21 protein-coding genes are annotated in these 23,769 nt (G+C 71.7%); 14 read left to right on the top strand and 7 right to left on the bottom strand.

The features are described 5' to 3' along the window. The first annotated feature begins 304 nt into the window (after positions 1 to 304). From HQQ79_RS19000 to HQQ79_RS16470, 8 genes are all read left to right on the top strand, one after another. Entirely contained in the window at positions 305 to 1,459 is a 1,155-nt protein-coding gene (locus HQQ79_RS19000) for an extracellular solute-binding protein (RefSeq protein WP_173035719.1), read from the top strand. Then, positions 1,456 to 2,490: an ABC transporter permease subunit gene (locus HQQ79_RS19225; RefSeq protein WP_173035717.1), complete on the top strand. Its 1,035-nt coding sequence runs from the start codon at positions 1,456 to 1,458 to the stop codon at positions 2,488 to 2,490. The genes HQQ79_RS19000 and HQQ79_RS19225 overlap by 4 nt, the downstream gene beginning before the upstream one ends. After that, positions 2,487 to 3,299: an ABC transporter permease gene (locus HQQ79_RS16495; RefSeq protein ID WP_017886992.1), complete on the top strand. Its 813-nt coding sequence runs from the start codon at positions 2,487 to 2,489 to the stop codon at positions 3,297 to 3,299. The genes HQQ79_RS19225 and HQQ79_RS16495 overlap by 4 nt, the downstream gene beginning before the upstream one ends. A gap of 26 nt (positions 3,300 to 3,325) precedes the next feature. Beyond that, positions 3,326 to 4,402, top strand: a complete 1,077-nt coding sequence (locus HQQ79_RS16490) for an ABC transporter ATP-binding protein (protein ID WP_231495611.1) — start codon at positions 3,326 to 3,328, stop codon at positions 4,400 to 4,402. Continuing rightward, positions 4,399 to 6,006 (top strand): inositol monophosphatase family protein, encoded by a 1,608-nt coding sequence (locus tag HQQ79_RS16485; protein WP_173035715.1) that lies wholly within the window; start codon positions 4,399 to 4,401, stop codon positions 6,004 to 6,006. Before HQQ79_RS16490 ends, HQQ79_RS16485 begins: the two co-directional genes overlap by 4 nt. Positions 6,007 to 6,167: 161 nt before the next feature. Continuing rightward, complete coding sequence (locus HQQ79_RS16480) at positions 6,168 to 6,959, top strand: hypothetical protein (protein ID WP_071246581.1); 792 nt, start codon at positions 6,168 to 6,170, stop codon at positions 6,957 to 6,959. A gap of 59 nt (positions 6,960 to 7,018) precedes the next feature. After that, positions 7,019 to 8,020 carry an ATP-binding cassette domain-containing protein gene (locus HQQ79_RS16475; protein ID WP_173035713.1) on the top strand — a complete coding sequence of 334 codons (1,002 nt, stop codon included), beginning with the start codon at positions 7,019 to 7,021 and terminating at the stop codon, positions 8,018 to 8,020. Next, positions 8,017 to 8,865, top strand: coding sequence for an ABC transporter permease (locus HQQ79_RS16470; protein ID WP_051596514.1), 849 nt, complete (start codon positions 8,017 to 8,019; stop codon positions 8,863 to 8,865). Before HQQ79_RS16475 ends, HQQ79_RS16470 begins: the two co-directional genes overlap by 4 nt. On the opposite strand, the gene HQQ79_RS16465 is transcribed toward HQQ79_RS16470, so the two are convergent. Both HQQ79_RS16465 and HQQ79_RS16460 read right to left on the bottom strand, forming a co-directional pair. Then, positions 8,866 to 9,528 (bottom strand): response regulator transcription factor, encoded by a 663-nt coding sequence (locus HQQ79_RS16465; protein WP_111057048.1) that lies wholly within the window; start codon positions 9,526 to 9,528, stop codon positions 8,866 to 8,868. Then, a complete protein-coding gene (locus HQQ79_RS16460) occupies positions 9,525 to 10,748 on the bottom strand; it encodes an ATP-binding protein (RefSeq protein ID WP_173035711.1) in 1,224 nt (407 codons plus the stop codon). Before HQQ79_RS16460 ends, HQQ79_RS16465 begins: the two co-directional genes overlap by 4 nt. A gap of 114 nt (positions 10,749 to 10,862) precedes the next feature. Between HQQ79_RS16460 and HQQ79_RS16455 the strand changes: the two genes are divergently transcribed. From HQQ79_RS16455 to HQQ79_RS16440, 4 genes are all read left to right on the top strand, one after another. Further along, complete coding sequence (locus HQQ79_RS16455) at positions 10,863 to 12,257, top strand: PspC domain-containing protein (RefSeq protein WP_173035709.1); 1,395 nt, start codon at positions 10,863 to 10,865, stop codon at positions 12,255 to 12,257. Between the two features lie 11 nt (positions 12,258 to 12,268). Then, positions 12,269 to 12,592 carry a hypothetical protein gene (locus HQQ79_RS16450; RefSeq protein WP_173035707.1) on the top strand — a complete coding sequence of 108 codons (324 nt, stop codon included), beginning with the start codon at positions 12,269 to 12,271 and terminating at the stop codon, positions 12,590 to 12,592. A gap of 154 nt (positions 12,593 to 12,746) precedes the next feature. Next, positions 12,747 to 14,648 (top strand): amino acid transporter, encoded by a 1,902-nt coding sequence (locus HQQ79_RS16445; protein ID WP_254066360.1) that lies wholly within the window; start codon positions 12,747 to 12,749, stop codon positions 14,646 to 14,648. Continuing rightward, positions 14,645 to 15,652 (top strand): EamA family transporter, encoded by a 1,008-nt coding sequence (locus tag HQQ79_RS16440; protein ID WP_173035703.1) that lies wholly within the window; start codon positions 14,645 to 14,647, stop codon positions 15,650 to 15,652. The genes HQQ79_RS16445 and HQQ79_RS16440 overlap by 4 nt, the downstream gene beginning before the upstream one ends. Positions 15,653 to 15,676: 24 nt before the next feature. On the opposite strand, the gene HQQ79_RS16435 is transcribed toward HQQ79_RS16440, so the two are convergent. Beyond that, positions 15,677 to 17,359, bottom strand: coding sequence for a long-chain-fatty-acid--CoA ligase (locus HQQ79_RS16435; RefSeq protein WP_071246596.1), 1,683 nt, complete (start codon positions 17,357 to 17,359; stop codon positions 15,677 to 15,679). Between the two features lie 95 nt (positions 17,360 to 17,454). On the opposite strand from HQQ79_RS16435, the gene HQQ79_RS16430 reads away from it, so the two are divergent. Further along, positions 17,455 to 18,381: an oxygenase MpaB family protein gene (locus HQQ79_RS16430; RefSeq protein WP_110864492.1), complete on the top strand. Its 927-nt coding sequence runs from the start codon at positions 17,455 to 17,457 to the stop codon at positions 18,379 to 18,381. Positions 18,382 to 18,463: 82 nt separating this feature from the next. On the opposite strand, the gene HQQ79_RS16425 is transcribed toward HQQ79_RS16430, so the two are convergent. From HQQ79_RS16425 to HQQ79_RS16410, 4 genes are all read right to left on the bottom strand, one after another. Then, a complete protein-coding gene (locus HQQ79_RS16425) occupies positions 18,464 to 19,453 on the bottom strand; it encodes an aldo/keto reductase (RefSeq protein ID WP_027464628.1) in 990 nt (329 codons plus the stop codon). Beyond that, a complete protein-coding gene (locus tag HQQ79_RS16420) occupies positions 19,450 to 20,016 on the bottom strand; it encodes a TIGR03086 family metal-binding protein (RefSeq protein ID WP_027464629.1) in 567 nt (188 codons plus the stop codon). The genes HQQ79_RS16425 and HQQ79_RS16420 overlap by 4 nt, the downstream gene beginning before the upstream one ends. A 661-nt stretch (positions 20,017 to 20,677) precedes the next feature. Then, complete coding sequence (locus HQQ79_RS16415; RefSeq protein WP_027464630.1) at positions 20,678 to 21,238, bottom strand: YceI family protein; 561 nt, start codon at positions 21,236 to 21,238, stop codon at positions 20,678 to 20,680. A 109-nt stretch (positions 21,239 to 21,347) separates the two neighbouring features. Further along, positions 21,348 to 22,133: a hypothetical protein gene (locus HQQ79_RS16410; RefSeq protein ID WP_216852640.1), complete on the bottom strand. Its 786-nt coding sequence runs from the start codon at positions 22,131 to 22,133 to the stop codon at positions 21,348 to 21,350. Positions 22,134 to 22,689: 556 nt separating this feature from the next. Here HQQ79_RS16410 and HQQ79_RS16405 point away from each other — a divergent pair. Further along, on the top strand, positions 22,690 to 23,694 hold the full coding sequence (locus HQQ79_RS16405) for an aldo/keto reductase family protein (RefSeq protein WP_027464631.1): 1,005 nt from the start codon (positions 22,690 to 22,692) through the stop codon (positions 23,692 to 23,694). Positions 23,695 to 23,769: the final 75 nt, after the last annotated feature.

The following is a 23,769-nucleotide window of genomic DNA, read 5'->3' as shown; positions in this document are numbered from 1 at the left end:
CGGCGCGAACGGTGCGAGGTTCCGTACTCGGTGCAGGGCTCCGGGGCGGGCACGGAGTACGGAACCTCGCACCAGGGAGAGGCGCCCCCGCACGCCCGCACCCGGAGTTCACCCGGCGGCGACGCCGGAGGCACCCGGAGTTCACCCGGCAGCGCCACACTCGACCCCGGCGCGGGAACGTTCCCACACGTCCCGCCCGCACGACCCCGCACACCCGCACGACCCCGCACACCCCCACCCCGCACGACCCCGCACACCCCCACCCCGCACGACCCCACCGCACCACGGAACAGGGAGAACCCACGTGAAGACCCGAGTCCTCGCCGGCCTCGCCATCGCGGCAGCCGCGACCGTCGCACTCTCCGGCTGCGTCCAGAGCGCCAACGCCTCGAACGCCTCCGACGCCGACGGCACCACCGACCTCACCGTGTTCATCAGCGGCGACACCAACGTCCAGGACCTCTGGGACAAGTCGCTCATCCCCGCCTTCGAGAAGGCGAACCCGAAGATCCACGTCAGCACCAGCATCGACCTGCACGGCGAGCACGACGCCCAGACCCAGGCGAACCTCGCCACCGCGGTCAAGGCCGGCAAGTCCGTCGCGTACGACCTCGTCGACGCCGGCTTCGTCACCACCGCAGGCAAGGCCGGGCTGATGGCGAAGGTCGGCGACAGCACGATCCCGAACCTGAAGGACGTCCCGGACGCCACGAAGCAGCAGGGCGGCGACAGCGCCATCCCGTACCGCGCCTCGAGCGTGCTGCTGGCGTACGACGCGAAGAAGGTCACGGACCCGCCGAAGACCCTCGACGACCTGCTCGCCTGGATCAAGGCCAACCCGGGCGAGTTCGCCTACAACTCCCCGTCGTCCGGCGGTTCGGGTGGCTCGTTCGTGGCCACGGTGCTCGCGAAGTACCTGACGCCCGCCGAACAGGAGACGATGCAGACGAAGTACGACAAGTCGCTCGAGTCGAAGTGGGACAAGGGCTTCGCGGCCCTGAAGGACCTCGGCCCGTCGACGTACCAGAAGGGCGTCTACCCGAACGGCAACGACCAGGTCGTGCAGCTGCTCGGCAGTGGCCAGATCGCGATGGCCCCGGTCTGGAGCGACCAGTTCATCACCTCGCAGAAGACCGGCATCATCCCGAAGACCGTCAAGGCCGTGCAGATCGACGACCCGTCGTTCACCGGCAGCGCGAGCTTCCTCGGCATCCCCAAGACCGAGCCGAAGGCCAAGAAGGCGGCGGCGGAGAAGCTCGCCGACTTCGTGCTCAGCGCGAAGGGGCAGCAGCTCGTCGCGAGCGCCGTCTCCGGCTACCCGGTGATCCCGCTCGACAGCCTGCCGGCGTCGGTCGCCGAGCAGTTCGCCGACGCGAACCCCTCGCAGCTCCGCCTCGGGTTCCAGAGCGACTTCGCCGCCGACATGAACGCGGCGTGGGACGCGAAGGTCCCGCAGTGACCCAGACCGTCCAGGACGGCCCGGCAACCGGCCGGGAGGCCCGTGGCGACTCCGCCACGGGCCTCCCGCCCGTCCCGCCCCACGCCCAGGGCCCGGGGCACCCCGCCATCGGGCGCACGGCGGAGGAGCGGCTGGCCCGCCGCCGGCGGTGGCAGGGCCTCGCCCTCGTCGCGGCCCCGGTGCTGGTCGTCGTCCTGTTCGTCGGCGTCCCGGTGGTGAACGCCGCCCTGTTCAGCCTCGGGTTCACCGGTGGCCTGAACCAGGCGCTCGCCGACATCGGCGGCGACACCGTGCGCGGTTTCTCGTTCGCGGTCTACGCCACCCTGCTCGGCAACGCCACGTTCCTGCGTGACCTGGTCGCGACGCTCGGGGTCACCGCACTGTCGACCGGCCTGACCGTGGGGCTCGCGGTCGTCGTCGCGGTGATCCTGCGGCTCCGCGGAGGCTTCCTCGGCAAGACCCTCAGTGTCCTGGCCGTGGTGCCGATCTTCGTGCCGGTGGTCATCGCCAGCTGGTCGATCCTGACGTTCACCGACGCGCAGGGGTTCCTCCGGAGCCTCGGTGCCCAGTTCGGCCTCGACGTCCCGGTGTGGGGCTACACCCTCGTCGCCGTGGTGTTCGGCAGCGTCTGGACGAGCCTGCCGTTCGCGGTGCTCATGATCGCCGGGGCGCTGCAGGGCACACCGGACGCCCTGGTCGAGGCCGCGAAGGACGCCGGGGCGAGCACCTGGCGCGTCGTCTGGCAGGTGCTCCTGCCGATGGCCGCGACCCCGCTCGTCATCGCGACGACGTTCACCGTGATCGGGGTCCTCGGTTCGTTCACCGTGCCGTACTTCACCGGTCCGAACGCCCCGACGATGCTCGGCGTCGACATCTCGAAGTACTTCCAGGCCTACAACCGCCCGCAGCAGTCGACGGCGATGGCGTTCATCGTGTTCGCGTTCGCCGCGGCCGCGAGCGTCGTCTACCTCCGCTCGACGGTCCGCTCGAACGCGGGCGAGCTCGACAAGAAGCGTCAGGAGCAGCAGTGATCAAGCGTCTGACCGGCAACGCCCTCGTCTGGGCGACCGCGATCGTGCTGGCCGTGTTCATCCTCGGCCCGCTCGTCTGGCTGGCGGCCCGGGCCTTCGCCACGACGTGGACCTACCCGAACCTGCTGCCCGACGGCTGGACCCTGCAGTGGTGGGGCACCGTGTTCGAGGACCGCAGCCTGGCCGTCGCGGTGCAGAACTCGCTCGTCCTCGCCCCGCTCACGGTCCTCATCGCCGCGGTGGTCTGCCTGCCCGCCGCGTGGGCGATCAGCCGCATCGAGTTCCCGGGGCGGCGGCTCGTGCTCGTCGGACTGTTCGCCACGAACGCGTTCCCGAAGATGGGCCTCTTCGTCACGATGTCGGCGATGTTCACCGCGCTGAACCTCATGAACACGGTCACCGGCATCCTGATCGTCCACGTGCTGGGCTGCGTCGTGTTCATGACGTGGTTGCCCGCCGCAGCCTTCTCGGCCGTGCCGCGGTCCCTCGAGGAAGCGGCCCGCGACGCCGGGGCGAGCCGCTGGCGCACCTTCTGGAAGGTGACGTTCCCGATCGCCTGGCCCGGGATCCTCGTCGCGATGGTGATGTCGTTCCTGGCGTCCTTCGACGAGGCGCAGGGCACGTACCTGGTCGGCGCCCCGACGTACATGACGATGCCGACGGCGATGTACTCGCTCGTCCTGAACTCACCACGCCAGGTCTCGGCGGTGTTCGCGATCGCGCTGAGCATCCCGTCCGTGGTCCTGCTGCTGCTCGCCCGGAAGCACATCATGGGCGGCCGCCTGGCGGACGGCTTCCAGATCCGATGACCCACACCAGCACGAAAGGCGACCAGATGACGGACAAGGCGCTCGTCGCAGAACGCGCACCGGGCCTCCAGGCCGACGGCAGCACGGCGGACCGGACCCGCTCCGGCGGACTCACCATCCGCGGACTGCGCAAGACGCTCGGTGGGCGCGACGTCGTCGCCGGCATCGACCTCGACGTCGCGAAGGGCGAGCTCGTCTCGCTCCTCGGCCCGTCCGGCTGCGGCAAGACCACGACGCTCCGCATGGTGGCGGGGTTCCTGCCCGCCGACGGCGGCGTCGTGACCATGGGGGACCGCGACGTCACGTCGCTCGGCCCGGAGCGCCGGCCGAGCGCGATGGTGTTCCAGAACTACGCGCTCTGGCCGCACATGACGGTGACGCAGAACGTCGCGTTCCCGCTGCGGACCCGACGGGTGCCGAAGCAGCGGGTCGCCGAGCGGGTGCGCGACGCGCTCGAGCTCGTCGGCCTGAGCCACCACGCCGGCTCGAAGCCGACCGCGATCTCGGGCGGCGAGCAGCAGCGCGTCGCCCTGGCCCGCGCCATCGTGCAGGAGCCGGACGTCCTGCTCCTCGACGAGCCGCTGTCGAACCTCGATGCGAAGCTCCGCGTGAGCGTCCGCGACGAGATCCGCCGCATCCAGCAGCGACTCGGCATCACGACCGTGATCGTCACGCACGACCAGGACGAAGCGCTCAGCATCTCCGACCGGATCGCCGTCATGCACGACGGCCGCATCGAGCAGATCGCGACACCGACCGAGCTGTACGCCCGCCCCGCCACGAGCTTCGTCGCGTCGTTCATCGGGTCGACGAGCGTCGTCACCGGCCGGTTCCTCGCCGGCACCTCGGTCAGCCCGACGGCGGCCGACACGGTGCTGGTCCGCCCCGAGCAGGTCGTGCTCACCGACGACTCGCCGATCCGTGCGACGGTCGCGAGGGTGCTCATGCGCGGGCACTTCGCCGAGGTCGTGCTCAGCACCGACGGCGCGGAGCTCCGCGCCTACGTCACCGGGCCGCCGCCGGCGGTCGGCACCGAGACCGGGGTGCGCCTGGGCGAGGTGCTCGTCCACCGCGACGGCGTGCTGCTCGAGGTCGCCCGATGAGCGCGGGGGTCCCGATGTCGACGGTCTCCGCTGCGGCTGCGGTCGACCGTGTGGTCTCGACCAGCGCGGACGCCAGGCCCGGCGTGCGTCCGCCACGCCTCGTCGCCCACCGCGGTGCGCCGCGCGTCCGGCGCGAGAACACGCTGCCCGCCATCGCGGTCGCCGAGGCGCTCGGCGCCGAGGTGATCGAGGTCGACGTCCGTCGCACCGCCGACGGCGTCGCCGTCCTGCTGCACGACGAGACCCTCGGCCGGATGTGGGGCGATGCCCGCCGGGTGTCCGACGTCGACTGGTGCGACGTCGCCCGGCTCGGCAACGGCCTCGACCGGATCCCGCGGCTCGACGGTGCGCTCGAACGGCTCGACGGCTGCCGGTCGACCCTGCTCGTCGACCTGACCGACGCCGAGGACGCCCTGGTCGCCGCCCGCACCGTCGCGGGCTTCACCGGCTCCACCGCGGTGGCCTGGTGCGGGGCGCCGGCGGCGATGGCGGCCGTCCGCTCCGTGCTGCCCGACGCCGACGTCTGGCTGGCGTGGGAGTCGCTCGATCCGCCCGTCGCCGCCGACCTCGAGGCGCTCGCGCCGTCGACGCTCAACCTCGACGTCGCGTTCCTCACCCCGCGCACCGTCGAGGTCGCGCACGCCCTGGGCCTGCGCGTCGCCGTCTGGACCATCGACGACGTCGAGCCCGCGATCTGGGCAGCCCGGCTCGGTGTCGACTCGATCACCACGAACGACGTCGGGTCGATCGGAGCAGCCCTGTCGGCGGCCGAGCGCGACGGCTGGCCCGAGCGCGACCGCGAGCCCACCGAGACCGAGGTCGCCTCGCGCGCCCAGGCCCTGGCCCACCGGATCGCCCACGAGGTCATCGCGTACACGCGCGAACACCCGGTCAGCGAGGTCCACACCAAGGCGAACCCCGCCGACCTGGTCACCGACGTCGACCGCCTGGTGGAGCAGCACGTCCGCTCCCGCGTGCGGATGGTGTTCCCGACGCACGGGTTCACCGGCGAGGAGTACGGCGAGGCCCCCGGCGACCGGCACCGCTGGTTCCTCGACCCCGTCGACGGCACCACCAACCTGGCGAACGGCGTGCCCTGGACCTCGATGTCGCTCTGCCTGACCCGTGGCGGGCGTCCGCTCGTCGGCGTCGTCGCGGACCCCTGGCGCGGCGAGGTGCTCGAGGCCCGACGCGGCCGCGGCGCCACCCTGCGCGACCGCCAGCTCCGACTCGACGACACACCCCGGCCGCTCGCCGGCGCCGTCGTCGGCACCGAGCTCGACGGACACCGCCCGTGGCCGGGGTTCGGGGCGTTCCTCGACGCCCTGGCCGACCGGTCGTGCACGCTCCGGGTGCAGGGATCGGGCACGTTGACGATCGCCCAGGTCGCGGCGGGGCGGGGGATCGGCGGCTGCGTCTCGGCGTTCAACCCGGTCGACCACGGCGCCGCGGTGCTGCTCGTGCACGAGGCCGGGGGCGTCGTGCTGACGCCGACCGGCCCCGTGGAGGGCTTCCCACCCGTGGGGGAGCCGTTCCTCGTGGCGCACCCGGGGGCCGCGGACGAGCTGCACGCGGTGTGGACGGCGGCGCTCGCCGCGGGGTGAGCTGCGGCGCTCTGTGCGGACCGGAGGCACGGTGCCAGGCCGGCACGCGCCTCCCGGCCGACTCTGAGCGGGCGCTCAGTCATCCGACGCCGGGGGTTCGTAGTGTTGCAGTCCACGACGGGTCCGACCGGATCCGCCGTGCACCCGAAGGAGCATCGACCATGGGATTCCTCGACCGCCTGCTCGGACGTCCGGAGCGTGACCGATCCGCTGACGCCCAGCAGAACCAGTGGGGGCAGCCGCCGCAGCAGCAGGGCTACCGGTACGGCCAGCAGTCCTACCAGCAGCCGGCACCGTCCGCACCGCAGGGCGGCCAGTACGGCGTCCCGCAGTGGGGCGGCGCACCGACGCAGCAGCAGGGCGCGACGACCGACGACGAACGTGCGGTCGAGCGCTACCGCTACCTGCTCCGCACGGCCCCGCCGGAGCGCATCGAGGAAGTCCACGCCGAGGCCTTCGCCAAGCTGACCGACGAGCAGCGCCGCATGGTCTACGACGAGTTCACCCGGACCGCGCCTCCCGGTGAGGCGCCCCGTGGCGACGACCCGCGCTCGCTCGCCCAGTCGGCGACCCGCTCCGAGATCCGCCAGCCGGGCTTCATGGAGCGCTCGCTCGGCGGCGTCGGCGGTGGCGGCGGACGCTTCGGCGGCCAGCGCGGGGGCCCGTCGTTCGGCAGCATGATCGGCGCCTCGATCCTCGGGACGGTGGCCGGTTACGTCATCGGTTCGGCGATCATGAGCGCGTTCCTGCCCGACCCCGGTTCGTTCGATGGCGGTACCGACGCTGCGGGTGACGGTGGTTCGGAGGACACTGGTGCTGAATCCGGCGATGCCGGGGCGTCCGACGGCGGCGCATCCGACGGCGGCGGCTTCGACAATGCGGGCTGGGGCGACAGCGGATCCGACTTCGGCGGTGGCTTCAGCGACTTCGGTGGTGGTGACTTCGACGTCTGAGTGACGTCCGTCGCTCCACCGGACCCCCGGGTACCCACCGTGTCCGACGAAGGAGCGACATGGCCATCATCGAAGCCTCCGGGCTGACCAAGACCTACAAGTCGAAGTCCGGGCCGGTGCACGCGCTGGCCGGACTCGACCTGTCGGTGCCGCAGGGCACCGTGAAGGCACTGCTCGGGCCGAACGGCGCGGGCAAGACCACGGTGGTGAAGGTGCTCACCACCCTCATCACGCCCGACTCGGGCACCGCGACGATCGACGGCATCGACGTGATCGGCGACCCGCAGGCCACCCGGCGGTCCATCGGGGTGTCCGGGCAGTACGCGGCGGTCGACGAGAACCTGACCGGATTCGAGAACCTCGAGATGATCGGGCGGCTCTACCACCTGGGCCGCAGGACCGCGCGCGATCGTGCCCGGGAGCTCATCGACGTCTTCGACCTGTCCGAGGCGGGCGACCGTCCGGTGAAGGGCTTCTCCGGCGGCATGCGGCGACGCATCGACCTCGCCGGGGCGCTGGTGATGAACCCGCGCGTGCTGTTCCTCGACGAGCCGACGACGGGCCTCGACCCCCGAAGCCGGCTGGCGCTTTGGGGCATCATCGAGGACCTCGTGGCCGAGGGCGCGACGGTGCTCCTCACCACCCAGTACCTGGAGGAAGCCGACCGGCTCGCCGACGACATCGCGGTCATCGACGACGGGGCGGTCATCGCCGAGGGCACCGCGGACCAGCTCAAGGCGCAGGTCGGCGGGCACCGGGTGGTCGTCACCCTGGTCGACGAGACCGACGGCGACGCGGCGACCACGGTGCTCCGCCGCTACGGGGTCGGCGAGGTCGAGACCTCGGGCGACGGCCGCACCCGTGCCATCGCGGTGGAGGCCGGACCGGCAGCCCTGCAGCGCGTGCTCGCCGACCTGGGCGCGGCCGGCATCGAACTCCACGACGCCGGCATGCGACGCCCGACCCTCGACGACGTCTTCCTCCGCCTGACCGGACACGCCGCGACGGACGACGACGCCGACGAACCCGCGGCCACCAAGCAGAAGGAGACGGCACGATGACCACCACGTCCCTCGCGCCGGGCCGCCAGCTGCCCGTCGTCGTCACCTCGCCGCTCGCCGTCTGGGTCGAGGACGGCTGGACCGTCACCAAGCGGAACCTCATCAAGCTCAAGCGGTCGCCGGACATGCTCGTGTTCGCCGTGCTGCAGCCGATCATGTTCGTGCTGCTGTTCAGCCAGGTGTACGGCGGCGCCATCCAGGTCCAGGGGACCGACTACACGCAGTTCCTGATGGCGGGGATCTTCGCGCAGACGGTGGTGTTCGGTGCGACGTTCTCCGGATCGGCGATGGCGCAGGACCTGAAGGAAGGGCTGATCGACCGGTTCCGGACGCTGCCGATGTCGGCGTCCGCGGTCCTGGTCGGGCGCACCAACTCCGACCTCGTCCTCAACTCGATCTCGATGGCGATCATGATGCTCACCGGCCTGGCGGTCGGGTGGCGGGTGAACTCGTCGCCGCTCGAGTTCCTGGCAGGCATCGCCCTGCTGCTGCTGTTCAGCTACGCGTTCAGCTGGGTCATGGCGCTGCTCGGCATGAGCGTCAAGACGCCCGAGGTCATCAACAACGCCTCGTTCATGATCCTGTTCCCGCTGACGTTCATCTCGAACGCGTTCGTGCCGAGCGACACCCTGCCGCTGGTGCTGCGCGTGTTCGCGGAGTGGAACCCGGTGTCGTCGCTCGTGCAGGCCGCGCGAGAGCTCTTCGGCAACGTCGGGTCCGCGCCGGTACCGGACATCTGGACGATGCAGCACCCCGTGCTGACGGTGCTGATCGGCATCGCCGTGATGCTCGTGGTCTTCGTCCCGTGGGCGGTGAACAAGTACACAAGGATCAGCGCGAAGTGATCAGAGCAGCTTGCGCTGCAGCGCCCACGCGGTCAGCTCGTGCCGGTTCGACAGCTGGAGCTTCCGCAGGACCTTCGACACGTGTGTCTCGACGGTCTTCACCGAGATGAACAGCTCCGTCGCGACCTCCTTGTAGGCGTACCCGCGCGCGATGAGCCGCATGACCTCCTGCTCGCGGGCGGACAGGCGGTCCAGCTCGGCGTCGTGCTGCGCCGTCTCGCCGCTGACCGCCCCGAAGGCGTCGAGCACGAAGCCGGCCAGGCGCGGCGAGAAGACCGCGTCGCCGTCCGCCACGCGGGCCACGGCCTCGGCGACCTCGGCACTCGACGAGCTCTTCGTGATGTACCCGCGGGCGCCGGCCCGGATGACCCGCACCACGTCGTCGGCGGCGTCCGACACGCTCAGCGCGAGGAACCGGGTGTCCGGGTTCCCCGGTGCGGACCGCGTGATGACCTCGGCACCGCCGCCGCCGGCGCCGCCCGGCAGGTGCACGTCGAGCAGGACCACGCGCGGGCGCGTGGCCGCGACGAGCGTCACGGCTTCGTCGACGGTCGCCGCCTCACCCACGACCTGGAGGCCCGGTGGCAGCCCGGCGCGCACGCCGGCTCGGAAGATGGAGTGGTCGTCGACGATCGCGACCGTCAACGGGGCGGGTCCGGTCATGCGTGCTCCTCGTCGTGGGTGGCGGGTGCGAGCGGCAGGGTCAGCCGGACCTCGGTGCCGGTGCGGCCCGGCCCCGGCGCGATGGTCGCTAGGCCGCCGAGGCGCTGCATCCGGCCGATGATCGACTCGCGGACGCCGTACCGGCCCGCGGGCACGGAGTCGACGTCGAAGCCCGGGCCGCGGTCGCGGATGCTGAGCTCGACCCGCTCACCGGCGGTCTCGGCGTACACGCTCACGGTCCCACCGGCGTGCCGGGCGGCGTTGAGCATCGCCTCGCGGGCGGCGGCGACGAGCCCGTCCGGCAGGTCGCTGCGGGCGGGTCCGACCGCGATGACCTCGATGCGGGCGGGGTACTCGGCCTCGATGTCCACGGCAGCGTCCCGCAGCTGCGTGCCGAGGTCGCGTGCCGGTTCCGCCTGCTCGGTGAAGAGCCAGGACCGCAGCTCGCGCTCCTGCGCCCGCGCCAACCGCGCCGCGTCCGAACCCGGCTCGGCCTTCTGCTGGATGAGGGCGAGGGTCTGCAGCACCGAGTCGTGCAGGTGCGCCGCGAACTCGGCCCGCTCGAGGTCGCGGACGCGGGCGGCGCGTTCCTCGGCGAGGTCGCGGACGAGCCGGACCACCCACGGGGCGACCACGACGGCGACCCCGACCAGGACGGCGACCGCGGCGGTGAGCACGGTCCAGACGTTGGGGCGGCTGCTCGTCGTGAAGAACAGCAGGATGCCGAGCACGACGAGCACCAGGGCTCCGAGCGCGCGGACGACCAGGGCGGAGGACCCGGCCGTGCGGACGTTGCGGAGCGCGTCGAACTGCCGCCAGGCGAGTGCGGCGCCGGTGACGACCACGACGGCGGGCACGACGACCTCGAGGGGGACCGTCGCGCCCATCCGTGCCGCGACGACGGCCCCGGCGGCCGCGAGCAGGGCCACGCCGAGCAGGATCTCGACGACCGGGGCGTGCCGGGCGGACGCGGTGGGCTCGTCCTGGTCGACGTCGGCGGCGGGGGTCAGCACGGACTTGAGCGGTGCGCTTCCGGCGGCTGCGCTCGGCACGGTCGCCCAGAGCCAGGCGTACAGCAGCAGCCCGGCGCCGCCGCAGACCACCAGGACCGCGGTGGCGAGCCGGACGGCCCCGACCGGCAGCCCGGTGTGCGCCGCGAACCCGCTGCAGACCCCGCCGACGACCCTGGGGGTCGGGCGCGTCATCGTCGCGGTGGCCATGGGGCAATCCTGGCACCCGGACGGCGGTCACAGCAGGATCCGGGGCCGGGATCAGGGACCGGTCAGGGGGAACCCCGATGGTGCCGGCGCAGCACTGCCGGGATGCTGGTGGCCATGACCGATCACCAGCACGACTCCGCTCCTGGCACCGCCGCCAGCAGCGCCGACTCGACGACCCGGTTCTTCGACTGGGTCCGCGGCCTCGGCATCGCGCGCACCGACGACCGCTGGCTCGCCGGCGTGTGCGGCGCCGTCGCCCGCCGCACCGGGCTCGACCCCCTCGTGGTCCGCGGCGTGACGATCGTCGTCGCGCTGCTGGGCGGACCGGTCTTCCTCGCCTACGCCGTCGGTTGGGCGCTGCTGCCCGACACCGCCGGACGCATCCACGTCGAACGGATGATCCGCGGGGTCCTCGACCCGGCGCTCATCGCGATCGCCGCGCTCGTGGCACTGACGTTCGTGCCCGCGGCCCGGGGTCTCTGGTGGCAGGGGGTCCCGGACGCCTGGGGGATGCCCGGCTGGCTCGAGGCGACCCTCGCCACCGGGTGGAGCATCGTGCTCGTCGGCGGGATCGTGTGGCTCATCGTGGTCCTGGCCCGACGCGGGGTGGACGGTGATCGGACAGCGAGCACCGGCACCGGCACCGGCCCGACCGCCGCACCGCGGGGCGACTTCTGGACCAGCCCCGAGGAGCCGCGCCCGGCCCCGAGCGCGTGGACCGCGGAGGCGACCGGCGCGCCGGACGCGGGTCGGGCCTCCTGGCAGTGGGGTGCACCGGTGAGCCCCGAGGACCGGCGACGGCAGCACGAGGAGCGGCTGCGCGCGGAACGCGAGCGGACGGCCGAACGGCGGGCGGAGCGGGCCGAGCGGCGCCCCGGGGCGGCGTACGTCGCCGTGTCCCTCGGACTCGCGCTCGTTGCCGGAGCCGGCGTCGCGTTCTGGGCGCAGCAGGCCGGGTGGTCCGTCCCGGTCCTCGGGATCGCTGCCGCGCTCGCGGTGCTGGCCATCGCCACGATCGTCGCCGGGATCCGCGGCCGTGACGACGACGTCCTCGGACTGTTCTCGACGGTCGCCGCGGTGGCCCTCGTGGTCACCGGGGTCCTGCCCGCCGGCACCCAGGTCTCGCTGATCGGCGGCACGACGTGGCAGGTCGAACGCGCCGCCTCGGGGACCGAACGGGACTTCGCGATGCTGGCGGGCGGTCCCACCCTGGACCTCCGCGGACTCGAGCCGTCGGCCGTCGGGGGCGACGTGAGCCTCTGGCTGGGCGCCGGCGGAGCCGAGGTGCTGCTGCCGACCGACCTGCCGGTGCGGGTCGAGGTGAGCGGTGTCGGCTACGGGATCGACACCGGCGGGGGCGACGACGACGGCACCGGTGGGGTGCTCCGGACCACCACGCTCGAGAACCGTGCGGCACGCACGGCCGACGCGGACGAGACGACGACGGTGCACCTGTGGATCCTCGGCGGTGGCGTCGAGGTGCCGCGGGCGATCACGGTCGGCGAGTGAGGAACGGGACGATGACGACGGACAGCACGACCAACGACAACCCGACGAACGACGGCTCGACGAACGACGGTGCCACGAACGACGCGGCGACTGCACCGGTGGCCTCCCCGGTGGCTCCGGACGGGCCCGCCTGCCGGCCCCGACGCGGTGGTGCACGCTTCGGCACGATCCTCTGGGGCGTGCTGCTCCTGGTGTTCGCCGGAGCGATGGCCGTGAGTGCGCTGCCGATGTTCTCAGTGGACACCACGACCCTGCTGTTGGCCGCCTGCATCGCCGCCGGTGTGCTGCTGGTCGTGACGGGGATCGTGGCGGCCCTGTCCCGCACACGGCGCTAGTCGGACCGCTCCGTGCACCGGGCTGTCCAGGTGTGCGCGGGGGTCACCCGGACGGCTTAGCATCAACCACGTGACCGCGACAGACGCCGAGCGGGCCGCCCAGCGCGACGCCACCGAGCAGCCCCTCGACCGCAGCACCCGCCTGCGCCGGTGGATGCTGCACGGGGCCGACCAGGGCGCCTCGCACCAGGGCCCGCACCAGGTCGAGGTCGAGAAGACCCACCCGTGGTGGCGGGTCATGTGCCTGACCGGCGTCGACTACTTCTCCACCCTCGGGTACCAGCCCGCCATCGCCGCGCTCGCCGCGGGGCTGCTGTCGCCGATCGCGACGATCGTCCTCGTGCTCGTCACGCTGTTCGGGGCGCTGCCGGTCTACCGCCGGATCGCCCACGACAGCTTCCGGGGCGCCGGGTCGATCATGATGCTCGAGAAGCTCCTGCCGTGGTGGGCGGGCAAGCTCCTCGTGCTGGTGTTGCTCGGGTTCGCCGTGACCGACTTCATGATCACGATGACCCTGTCGGCGGCCGACGCCACGGCGCACATCGCCGAGAACCCGTACACGCCGCACTGGTTCACCGAGATCCCGGTGCCGCTCACCCTGGCGCTGCTGCTCCTGCTCGGCATCGTGTTCCTGCGCGGGTTCAAGGAGGCCATCGGCATCGCGGTCGGGCTCGTCGCGGTGTTCCTCGCCCTGAACGCCGTCGTCATCATCGTCGCCCTCTGGCACGTGTTCGAGAACCCGATGGTGGCCAGCGACTGGTGGTCCGGGCTGACGGCACAGCACGGCAACCCGCTCGTGATGGTCGGCATCGCCCTGATCGTGTTCCCGAAGCTCGCGCTCGGGCTCTCCGGCTTCGAGACCGGCGTCGCGGTGATGCCGCAGGTCCGCGGTGACGCCAGTGACGACACCAGCGACCGACCCGAGGGCCGGATCCGCGGCACCAAGCGACTGCTGACCGTCGCGGCGCTCATCATGAGCTCCTTCCTCATCACGTCGTCGATCGTGACGACGTTCCTCATCCCGCAGCGCGAGTTCCAGCCGGGCGGCGGTGCGAACGGCCGTGCCCTGGCGTACCTGGCGCACGAGTACATGGGCGGGGTGTTCGGGTCGATCTACGACTTCTCGACCGTCGCCATCCTGTGGTTCGCCGGTGCGAGCGCGATGGCGGGGCTCCTCAACCTGGTGCCGCGGTTCCTGCCCCGCTACGGCATGGCACCGCAGTGGGCGCGTGCGGTGCGTCCCCTCGTGATCATCTTCACGCTCATCGCGTTCGTCATCACGATCATCTTCCAGGCCGACGTCGACGCCCAGGGTGGCGCCTACGCCACCGGCGTGCTGGTGCTCATCACGAGCGCAGCGGTCGCGGTGACGCTGTCCGCGCGCCGCAAGCAGCAGCGCAAGCGCACCATCGCGTTCGGTGTCATCTCGATCGTGTTCGTCTACACCACGGTCGCCAACGTCATCGAGCGGCCCGACGGCGTGCGGATCGCGGCGATCTTCATCATCGCGATCGTCGTGGTGTCGCTCATCTCGCGCGTGCGGCGTTCGTTCGAGCTCCGGGCGTCGTCGATCGAGCTCGACGCGACCGCCCGGCAGTTCGTCGAGGCCGACGCCGACCAGTTCAGTTCGGTCTGCATCATCGCGAACGAGCCCGGTGCCGGCACGGCCGAGGCGTACCGGGCGAAGGGGCGCGAGGAACGCCGCGACTCGGGCATCCCGGCCCGCGTGCCGACGATGTTCCTCGAGGTCCTGCCCGCCGACTCGTCCGACTTCGAAGAGGACCTGGTGGTCGAAGGCCACGTCATCCACGGGTTCCGCGTGCTCAAGGTCCGCTCCGGCAACGTCCCGAACACCATCGCGTCGACGCTCCTCGCCATCCGCGACCTCGCCGGGGTGGTGCCGAGCATCTACTTCGAGTGGAACGAGGGCAGCCCGATCCGCAACGCCCTGCGCTTCGTGTTCACCGGCGCCGGCGACGTCGCCCCCGTCACGCGCGAGGTCCTGCGCGAAGCGGAACCCGAGGTCAACCGACGGCCCAGCGTCCACGTCTCGTGAGGCACGGACCGGGCGCGGGGCGTGCCTCCAGGCCCGTCGGCGGCCTGGCGGCGATCGCGGTCGCCGCGGCGGTCTGGGGCACCACCGGGACCGCGACGCACTTCGCGCCCGGTGTGCCGGCGTTCGTGTTCGGTGCGGTCACCTTCGGGCTCGGCGGCCTCGTGCTCGCCGCGACCGCGGGCCGGGGCACGCTGCGTGCCGTCACGCAGCGCCGGACGCGCGGCTGGGCACTGCTCGGGGCCGCATCGCTCGTGGTCTACGCGGTCGCGTTCTACGCGGCCCTCGCCGACGCCGGGGTCGCGCTCGGCACGACCCTGGCCATCGGGTCCTCGCCCGTCTTCGCCGGCCTGGTCGAGTGGGTCGCCGACCGCAGACGCGTCACCCGTCGGTGGGTCCTCGCCACCCTGGTGAGCGTGGTCGGCATGGTCGTGGTCACCCTCGCGCGCTCCGAGCACGACGGCGGCGGGCGGTCACTCGCGGTCGGCGTCGGCAGCGCCCTGGTCGCCGGTCTGACGTACGCGCTGTACTCGTGGGCGGTGGCGCGGGGGATGCACGCCGCGACGAGCCGGATGCCGATCGCCGTCGTCCGAGCGGAGTCCGACAGCATGCGTGTCGGCGGGGACGTCGGGGTCGCGGCCGCACGGGCCGCCCGCGGGCCGAACGAACGCGGGCTCGTCGGCGCGGTGTTCGGGGTGGCCGCGGTGCCGCTCGTCGTGCTCGCGCTGGTGGCGGGCGGGCCGTTCCTGACCGACGCCGACAACTGGCCGGTGTTCCTGTACCTGGCGCTGGTGCCGACGGTGATCGGCCACTCGCTGTACGCGCTCGGGCTCCGGACGGTGACGGCGTCGGTCGCGACGCTGCTGTCCCTGCTCGAGCCCGTCGTGGCAGCGGTGCTGGCGGTGCTCGTGGTGGGGGAGCGCCTGGGGACCGGCGGATGGGCCGGGATCGTGCTGGTGGTGGCCGGGCTGTCCGTGCTGGCGCTGCCCGCGCGGCGGGCCGGCTGAGCGGCGCCGCCCGGCGCCCACGCGTCAGCCGTCCAGGATCTGGTCCCGCACCTTCCGCCGCAGGACCTTGCCGATCATCGAGCGCGGCAGGTCCTCGACCACGACGACCCGGCGTGGCACCTTGTACGCCGCCAGGTGCTCGCGCGACCAGGCCCGGAGCGCGGCCCCGTCGAACGTCGCGGGGTCCTTCGGCACGACCGCGGCGACGACCTGCTCGTTGCCGCCCTGCGTGATGCCGACGACCGCGACCTCCTTGACGCTGGGGTGCTTCAGCAGGGTGTCCTCGACCTCGGACGGCGACACGTTGAAGCCGCCGGTGATGATGAGTTCCTTGAGGCGGTCGACGATCCGGACGTACCCGTCGGCGTCGATGGCCACGATGTCGCCGGTGCGGAACCAGCCGTCGGGCGTGAAGACCTCGTCGGTGGCCTCGGCCTTGCCCCAGTAGCCGCGGAACACCTGCGGGCCACGGACCTGCAGTTCGCCGGGCTCGTCGATTCCGAGCACCTTCGTGTCGTCGTCGGGGTCGACCACGCGCGCCTCGGTGGAGGACAGCGGCAGGCCGATCGATCCGAGTCGACGCTCGGGGGAGACCGGGTTGGCCATCAGGACCGGGGAGCACTCGGACAGGCCGTAGCCCTCGACCAGGTAGCCGTCGGTCCGGGCCTCCCACGGTTCGACGATGTCCTGCGACAGCGGCATGGCACCGGAGATGCCGATCTCGATGCCCTTGAGCGACACCTTCGCCGAGTCGGCCGCGTGCTGCAGCCGGGCGTAGATCGGCGGCACGGCCGGCAGGAACGTCGGCGGGTGGCGCTTGATCGCCGTCAGGACCAGGGCGGGGTCGAACGCGGGGAAGAGCACGAGCCGCGAGGCCATGCTCATCGCGAAGGTCAGGCAGAGCGTCAGGCCGTAGGCGTGGAACATCGGCAGCACCGCGTACACGACGTTGTCGCCGCGGCGGATCTGCGGCACCCACGCCCGGGCCTGCGCGGCGTTCGCCAGCAGGTTCCGGTGGCTCAGCACCGCGCCCTTCGGCGTCCCGGTGGTGCCGGACGTGTACTGGATCAGCGCGACGTCGTCGGTCGCCGGTCGCGGGTGCCGCTTCGACAGCTTCCGGGTGTCGGCGAGGTCGTCCCACTTGACCGTGCCGCGCACCTTCGCCGTCAGCTTCGCGCGGGACTCGCGGGCCTTCGCGACCGGCAGCGCCAGGGCGAGCCGGGTGCTCCGGGGCATGGCCCGGGTGATGTCGACCGAGACGATCGCGTCGAGGTGCACGTCGGCCGGGAAGTCCTGCAGCGTCGCGACGGACTTGTCCCACGCGATGGCGACCTTGGCGCCGTGGTCCTCGAACTGGTGGCGGAGTTCCCGCGGCGTGTACAGCGGGTTGTGCTCGACCACGATCGCGCCGAGCCGGAGCACCGCGTAGAACGCCACGATGTGCTGCGGGCAGTTCGGCAGGACGATGGCGACGCGGTCACCCGCGCCCACGCCGAGCTTCCGCAGGCCGTTCGCCGCGCGGAGGATCTGCTCCTCGAGGTCGGCGTAGCTCGTGGTGCGCTTGAAGAACTCGAGGGCGACCTGCCTGGGGAACTTCCGGGCCGACTGCTCGACCAGGTCGTACAGGGAACCACTCTGTTCCTCGATGTCGTGCGGGACCCCCGGGGCGTACGAGGCAAGCCAGGGACGAGGCGTGTCGATGCTCACCCGACCCAACCTAGTGGGCCACCCCCGTGCACGCTGGGAGGGCCACTTTGCGCGATGGCACCCCCGCGCCCAGGTGACGGACGGAACATGACGACATGTCCACTGTCTCCGATGTCTTCCGGTCCCGCCTCAACCAGACGTTCACGGGTGGTTCGACCGGCACGGAAGCCTGGATGGACGACCTCGAACACGGCACCGACGCGGGCTTCTTCGGTCCGGGCTCCGCCACGTGGGCGGTGCACGGCGGGAGCCACGGCATCGTCGCCGGCGTGCGAGCACTGCTCGTCCAGGCGCTGCACCCCGGCGCGCTCGCCGGCGTCGCCGACCACTCCCGGTACCGCGAGGACCCGTTCGGTCGCCTGGCGGGCACCAGCCGGTGGATCGCGACGGTCACGTACGGCGACCGGCAGACCGCCCGCAGCGGCAGCGACTGGGTGCTCCGGCTGCACGAGCGGGTCCGTGGGCAGTACGTCGACGCGCACGGCACCACCCGTCCCTACGCGGCCAACGACCCGGACCTGGCACGCTGGGTGCACCTCGCCTTCACCGACGCGTTCCTCCGCGCCGCCCAGCGCTGGGGCGGCCCGATCCCCGGAGGCGCGGACGCCTACGTGCGCGAGTGGGCCGAGGCCGGGCGGCTCATGCGCATCGTCGACCCGCCCGAGTCCGAGGCGGAGCTCCGTGCCCAGATGAACGGGTACCTCGACCGCGGCGAACTCCTGGTGGACTCGCGCACCCGAGACGTCGTCCGGTTCATCAAGGACCCGCCGCTGTCCCGCCTGCTGCGACCCGGCTACCGCGCCGTGTTCCAGGGAGCGGTGTCCACGCTCGACCCGCGGCACCGCTCGCTCCTCGGCCTCCGTGCGCCGATCGTCGGCCCGGTGGAGCTGCCGGTGGTCCGCACCACGAAGCTCGTGCTCGACGGGATCGGTGCGGTGCTCGACGACCAGACCGGTTCCGAACGAGCCGCGCGGCGGCGCATCGCACGCCTGCAGCGCGCTGACGGCAGCGCGGTCGCCTGACCACGGCCGTCACCGCGACCACCTGACGGACGGGAGGCACGGTGCCAGCTGGCACCGTGCCTCCCGTCCGCTCGTGGGGGCGTCAGAAACCCGACGGCACCCGGGGCGTGTACGCGGACTCGAGTCGCGTGACCTCGTCGTCGGTGAGCGTCAGCGACGCTGCGGCCACCGCGTCGTCGATGTGGTGTTCCTTCGTCGCGCCGACGATGGGCGCGGAGACCGCGGGCTTGCCGGCGACCCAGGCCAGGGCGACCTGTGCCATCGGGACGCCGCGCTCCGTGGCGACGGCCTCGACCGCGTCGACGATCGCGCGGTTGGCGTCCTCGTCCTGCTTGTAGAGGGTCTTGCCGAACTCGTCGGTCTGCGCGCGCGAGCCCGAACCGGAGGCGTCCCAGGGGCGGGTGACGCGGCCGCGGGCCAGGGGGCTCCACGGGATCACGCCGACGCCGGTGTGCTCGCAGAAGGGGAGCATCTCGCGCTCCTCCTCGCGTTCGAGCAGGTTGTACTGGTCCTGCATGCTCACGAACTTCGTCCAGCCGTGGCGTTCCGCGGTGTGCTGCATCTCGGCGAACTGCCACGTCCACATGCTGCTCGCGCCGATGTAGCGCGCCTTGCCGGCCTTCACGACGTCGTGGAGGGCCTCCATGGTCTCCTCGATCGGCGTCACCGGGTCGAAGCGGTGGATCTGGTACAGGTCGACGTAGTCCGTGCCGAGCCGGGTCAGGGAAGCGTCGATCTCGTGCATGATCGCCGCGCGGGACAGCCCGGCACCGTTCCGGCCGGGACGCATCCGGTTGAAGACCTTCGTGAAGACCTGGACGTCCTCGCGCGGAGCCAGCTCGGCGAGGAGCGTGCCGGTGATCTCCTCGCTGCTGCCGTCCGAGTAGACGTTCGCGGTGTCGAAGGTCGTGATGCCGGCCTCGAACGCGCGGCGGACGAACGGGCGGGCCTCGTCGATGCCGACGCTCCAGGCGTGCGAGCCCCGGTCCGGGTCGCCGTACGACATCATGCCGAGGACGACGCTGCTGATCTCGAGCCCCGAGTTGCCGAGGCGTTTCGTGTCGGTGGTCATGCCGTCACTCTGGCATCGCGGCCTGTGACCGCGAGCAGACGGACCTGGAGCGGGGAGTCCTCGGTGACGTCGACCGGGGGTGCGTACAGACCGGTGGCGGCGAGGTCCTCGATCTGCGGCTCGAAGTACTCCCACACGGCGCGGACGAGCTCGTCGGGCAGGGACTCCTCGGTGCCGGTCGCCCGGGCGAGGTCCCACGTGTGGATCGTGATGTCGCTCGTCTGCTCGGTGAGGTACTGCGCGGCGGGCACGACGTCGGTGCTGAGGTGCACGGGGGTGTCCTGCGGGGCGTTCCGCCAGGCGTCGGTGGCCGCGGTGGCGAACCGGTGCCACTCGGCCACCAGGTCGTCGCCGATCGGCTCGAGGTCGGCCTGGGCCTGGGCGTAGTCGCACCCGGTCAGGAGCTTCGGGATCCAGCGCTGCTCGTCGACGACGTGGGCGACGAGGTCGCGGGTGGTCCACTCGGAGTCGGGGGTCGGGGCGTCCCAGTCGGTGACGGCGGCGACGCGGCGGCCGAACTCGGCTGCCGCGAGGGCCTGCATCGCGATCCAGTCGGTGGCCATGGTGGTGCTCCTGTTCGTCGTGCGGGCGTGTGCGCTTGGTGCAACTCGGGGTCCGGAGTGTGGATTCCCCTCGCTCTTGTCGTACGCGCCAACGTTACGCGGGGGCGGCGCTCGGCCCTCGCTCGTCCGCTCGCTCCCGCTGGTGCCCTTGCTCTGTCTCTGCCTCTGCCTCTGCCTCGCGCTTGGTGCCCCTCCGCGCGCCCCTGTGCGCGAGCCCCTGTGCGCGAGCGGGCGAAATGCCGCACTTCGTCGCCGCCGTGTTCCGGGCATTCCGCCCGTTCGGCCGCGCCTCCGATCTCCGCCGGGGTCGCTCGTACCCGGCGCTCGGGTCCTTGCGCGAGCGGGCGAAATGTCAGGCGCGCCACGGGGGCCGGCATGGTGTTTCGTCCGCTCGCGGGCGTGGGCGTGGACGTGGGCGTTGGCGTGGGCGTGGATGTGGGCGTGATTGCTGGGATCGGCCTCGACTTCGGCCCCGGCATCGGCGAGCGGGTGGAATGCCCGACGAGCCAGGACGAAGCTCCGGGGTATTTCGCCCGCTCGTGGTCGGGGGACCGGCGCGGGCAACGAAGAACGCCCCGACTCCGTGCGGAGTCGGGGCGTTCTTCTCGGGTTCGGGGAGTGACGCTCGGTGCCCTCAGTCGGGCGTTGCGTCAGAGGCGGCTCAGGCCGCCTGGAGGACGAACTGGACGTCGAGGTTGATCGTGACGTCGTTGCCCAGGGTGAAGCCGCCGGCCTCGAGCGCCGCGTTCCAGTTCACACCGAACTCGGTGCGGTCGATCTTCGTGGTCGCCTCGGCGCCGAACTTGACCTGGCCGTAGCCGTCCGTGGTGAAGCCGCCGAGCTCGGCCTTCAGGACGACCGGCTTGGTGACGCCGCGCAGGGTCAGGTCACCCGCGATGTGCAGGTCGTCGCCCTTCGCCTCGATGCTCGTGGAACGGAAGGTCAGCTGCGGGTGCTCTTCGGTGAGGAAGAAGTCGCTCGTCTTGAGGTGCTGGTCGCGCTGCTCCTGGCCGGTGTTGATCGACGCGACGTCGATGTTGGCCTCGACGGTCGACTCGAGCGGGTTCTCGGCGGTGACGACGGTGGCGTCGAACGTCTCGAACTTGCCCTTGACCTTGCTGATGGCGAGGTGGCGGACCGAGAAGGTGACCTCGGAGTGGGTGGGGTCGATCTTCCAGGTGCCGGTCTTGTAGCCGGGAACGGTATCAGCGGTGAGCGTCATGGTGGTCCTTCTTCCGAACGAGAGTCTGCGGTGCGACGCGTTCCATGCGCCTGCATCGAGTTGATACTACGACAGTGTGCACCGTTTTGGTTGAAGCGTCAACCATTGTTCACCCAAGTGTCGCAAACCGCGTGTCGTGAGCGCCTCTGGCACCGACCTCGAGCAGCCGCCTGACGCGGTGCACGAAACGCTCGACCCCGTGACCGAGGTCGTCTGCTGTTGCTCTGACGAGCCACCAGTCGACGTCCTTCAGATGCTCGCCGCGCGTGAGGTCCTTTCGGAAGCTGGCTGGATCGGTGCGGTGCAGATCGCTCTCGTACTCGATCGCGACCCTGGCATCGGGGTAGGCGAGGTCCACACATGCGATCCACTGCCCGTCGACGACGACATCGAGGTTGAGCGCCGGTTCCGGGAGTCCGCGGCGGATGAGTGCCAGCCGTGTCCGGGTCTCTCCGGGGGACCGAGATCCCCTCCGGATCTCATCGAGCGCGAGGCGGAGCTTCACGATCCCGCGGATGCCACGTCGTCGTCGGACGGCCTGCGCGAGTTCATCGAGCGTCGTCCAGCCGAGCCACCCCACGAGTGCATCGCCCGCGACGATGAGTTCGTCGAGCGTCAGCATCGAGCCCAGCGCGACGAACGTGTCGGCCGGAGTGGTCAGTGGCACTCCTCGTGCGATCGTCGCGCGGACTGATCCGTACCGAGCCCGGTGGCCGACCGTGCCGCGAACCCGGAGCGCTTGATCGGTCCCGATCGTCGTGACGTGCAACCGCTGGTCGCGTTCGAGACGTCTGGGCAGCGGGACGCCGATGATCTCTGCGGCGGTGACGTGGCTGAACACCTGATCGGGGCGGAGCCGAGGAGCGAGCGCTCTCGCACGTTCATCCACGGACACCGGTGGGAACGCTGATCGGATGCCGTGGAACGGTCGGATGAGATCGCGAGCGTCGAGTCGGCCACGCGAAACGCCTCGGTGCAGCGCATCGCGTACTCGGAACGAAGCGTCGCGGAGTGCCATCGGGAGTCGCCGTCTTGCGGTCATCTCCACAGCGTGACGGCGAGCCGGTCTTGCGGACGTGAGTCGGGCCTCCTTTGTGGATGGCTGGCCCGCTTTCACCGCTGTGGAGGGATGGTTGCTTCCGCCAGCGGGCGAAACACCGTGCCGGCTGCCTGGCTGCACGGCGGTGTTTCGCCCGTTCGCGCGGCCCGCTCACCGACAGCTCTGGACCCGCTGTTCCGGACCCGCTGCACGGAAGCCGATGCCGGGGTCGCCCGAGTCGAGCAGGCGAGCGGGCGAGCAGGCGAGCGGGCGACATGTCCGGGTGTGCCGTCGGCGGCACTCTGGCATTTCGCCCGCTCGCGCGCCCAGCCCCGCGCCCCCGCCCACCCCGGCCCCGACAGGCACTCGCGGGACCCCTCACGTGCGCGCTCACTCCAGTAGCGTCGGGACCATGGAATTCAGGTACCTGGGCAACTCCGGGCTCAAGATCTCCGAGATCACCTACGGCAACTGGCTGACGCACGGCTCGCAGGTCGAGAACGACGTCGCCACCCAGTGCGTGCGGGCAGCGCTCGACGCCGGCATCACCACGTTCGACACCGCGGACACGTACGCCAACACCGCCGCCGAGACCGTCCTCGGCGAGGCGCTCAAGGGCGAGCGGCGCCAGTCCCTCGAGGTCTTCACGAAGGTCTACTGGCCGACCGGCCCGAAGGGGCACAACGACGTCGGCCTCAGCCGCAAGCACATCATGGAGTCGATCAACGGCTCGCTCGAGCGACTGCAGACCGACTACGTCGACCTCTACCAGGCACACCGCTACGACTACGAGACCCCCCTCGAAGAGACGATGCAGGCCTTCGCCGACGTCGTCCGCCAGGGCAAGGCGCTCTACATCGGCGTCAGCGAGTGGTCCGCCGAGCAGATCCGCGCCGGTGCCGCACTCGCCAAGGAGCTCGGCTTCCAGCTCATCTCGAACCAGCCGCAGTACTCGATGCTGTGGCGCGTCATCGAGGGCGAGGTCGTCCCCGCCTCGAAGCAGCTCGGCCTGTCGCAGATCGTCTGGTCGCCCATCGCGCAGGGCGTCCTGACCGGCAAGTACAAGCCGGGTCAGCCCCTGCCGGAGGGCTCGCGAGCCACGGACGAGAAGGGTGGCGCGGACATGATCAAGCGGTTCATGCGCGACGAGGTCCTCGAAGCCGTGCAGCGCCTGCAGCCCGTCGCCGACCAGGCCGGCCTCACGCTGGCGCAGCTCGCGATCGCGTGGACCCTGCAGAACGAGAACGTGGCGAGCGCCATCGTCGGTGCCTCGCGTCCGCAGCAGGTCACCGACAACGTCAAGGCCGCCGGCGTCAAGCTCGACGCGGACGCCCTCGCGGCGATCGACGAGGCACTCGGCGACATCCCGGAACGGGACGCGTCCAAGAACGTGTCCCCGTCGTCGCGCCCCGCGTAGAGGCAACCGACCGACGGACGGGAGGCCCGGTGCCAGCTGGCACCGGGCCTCCCGTCCGTCGTGCCCGCCCCATGA

The organism is Curtobacterium sp. VKM Ac-2852, assembly GCF_013205045.1.
GTDB lineage: Bacteria > Actinomycetota > Actinomycetes > Actinomycetales > Microbacteriaceae > Curtobacterium > Curtobacterium flaccumfaciens.
This window is presented reverse-complemented; position numbering and strand designations above follow the sequence as displayed.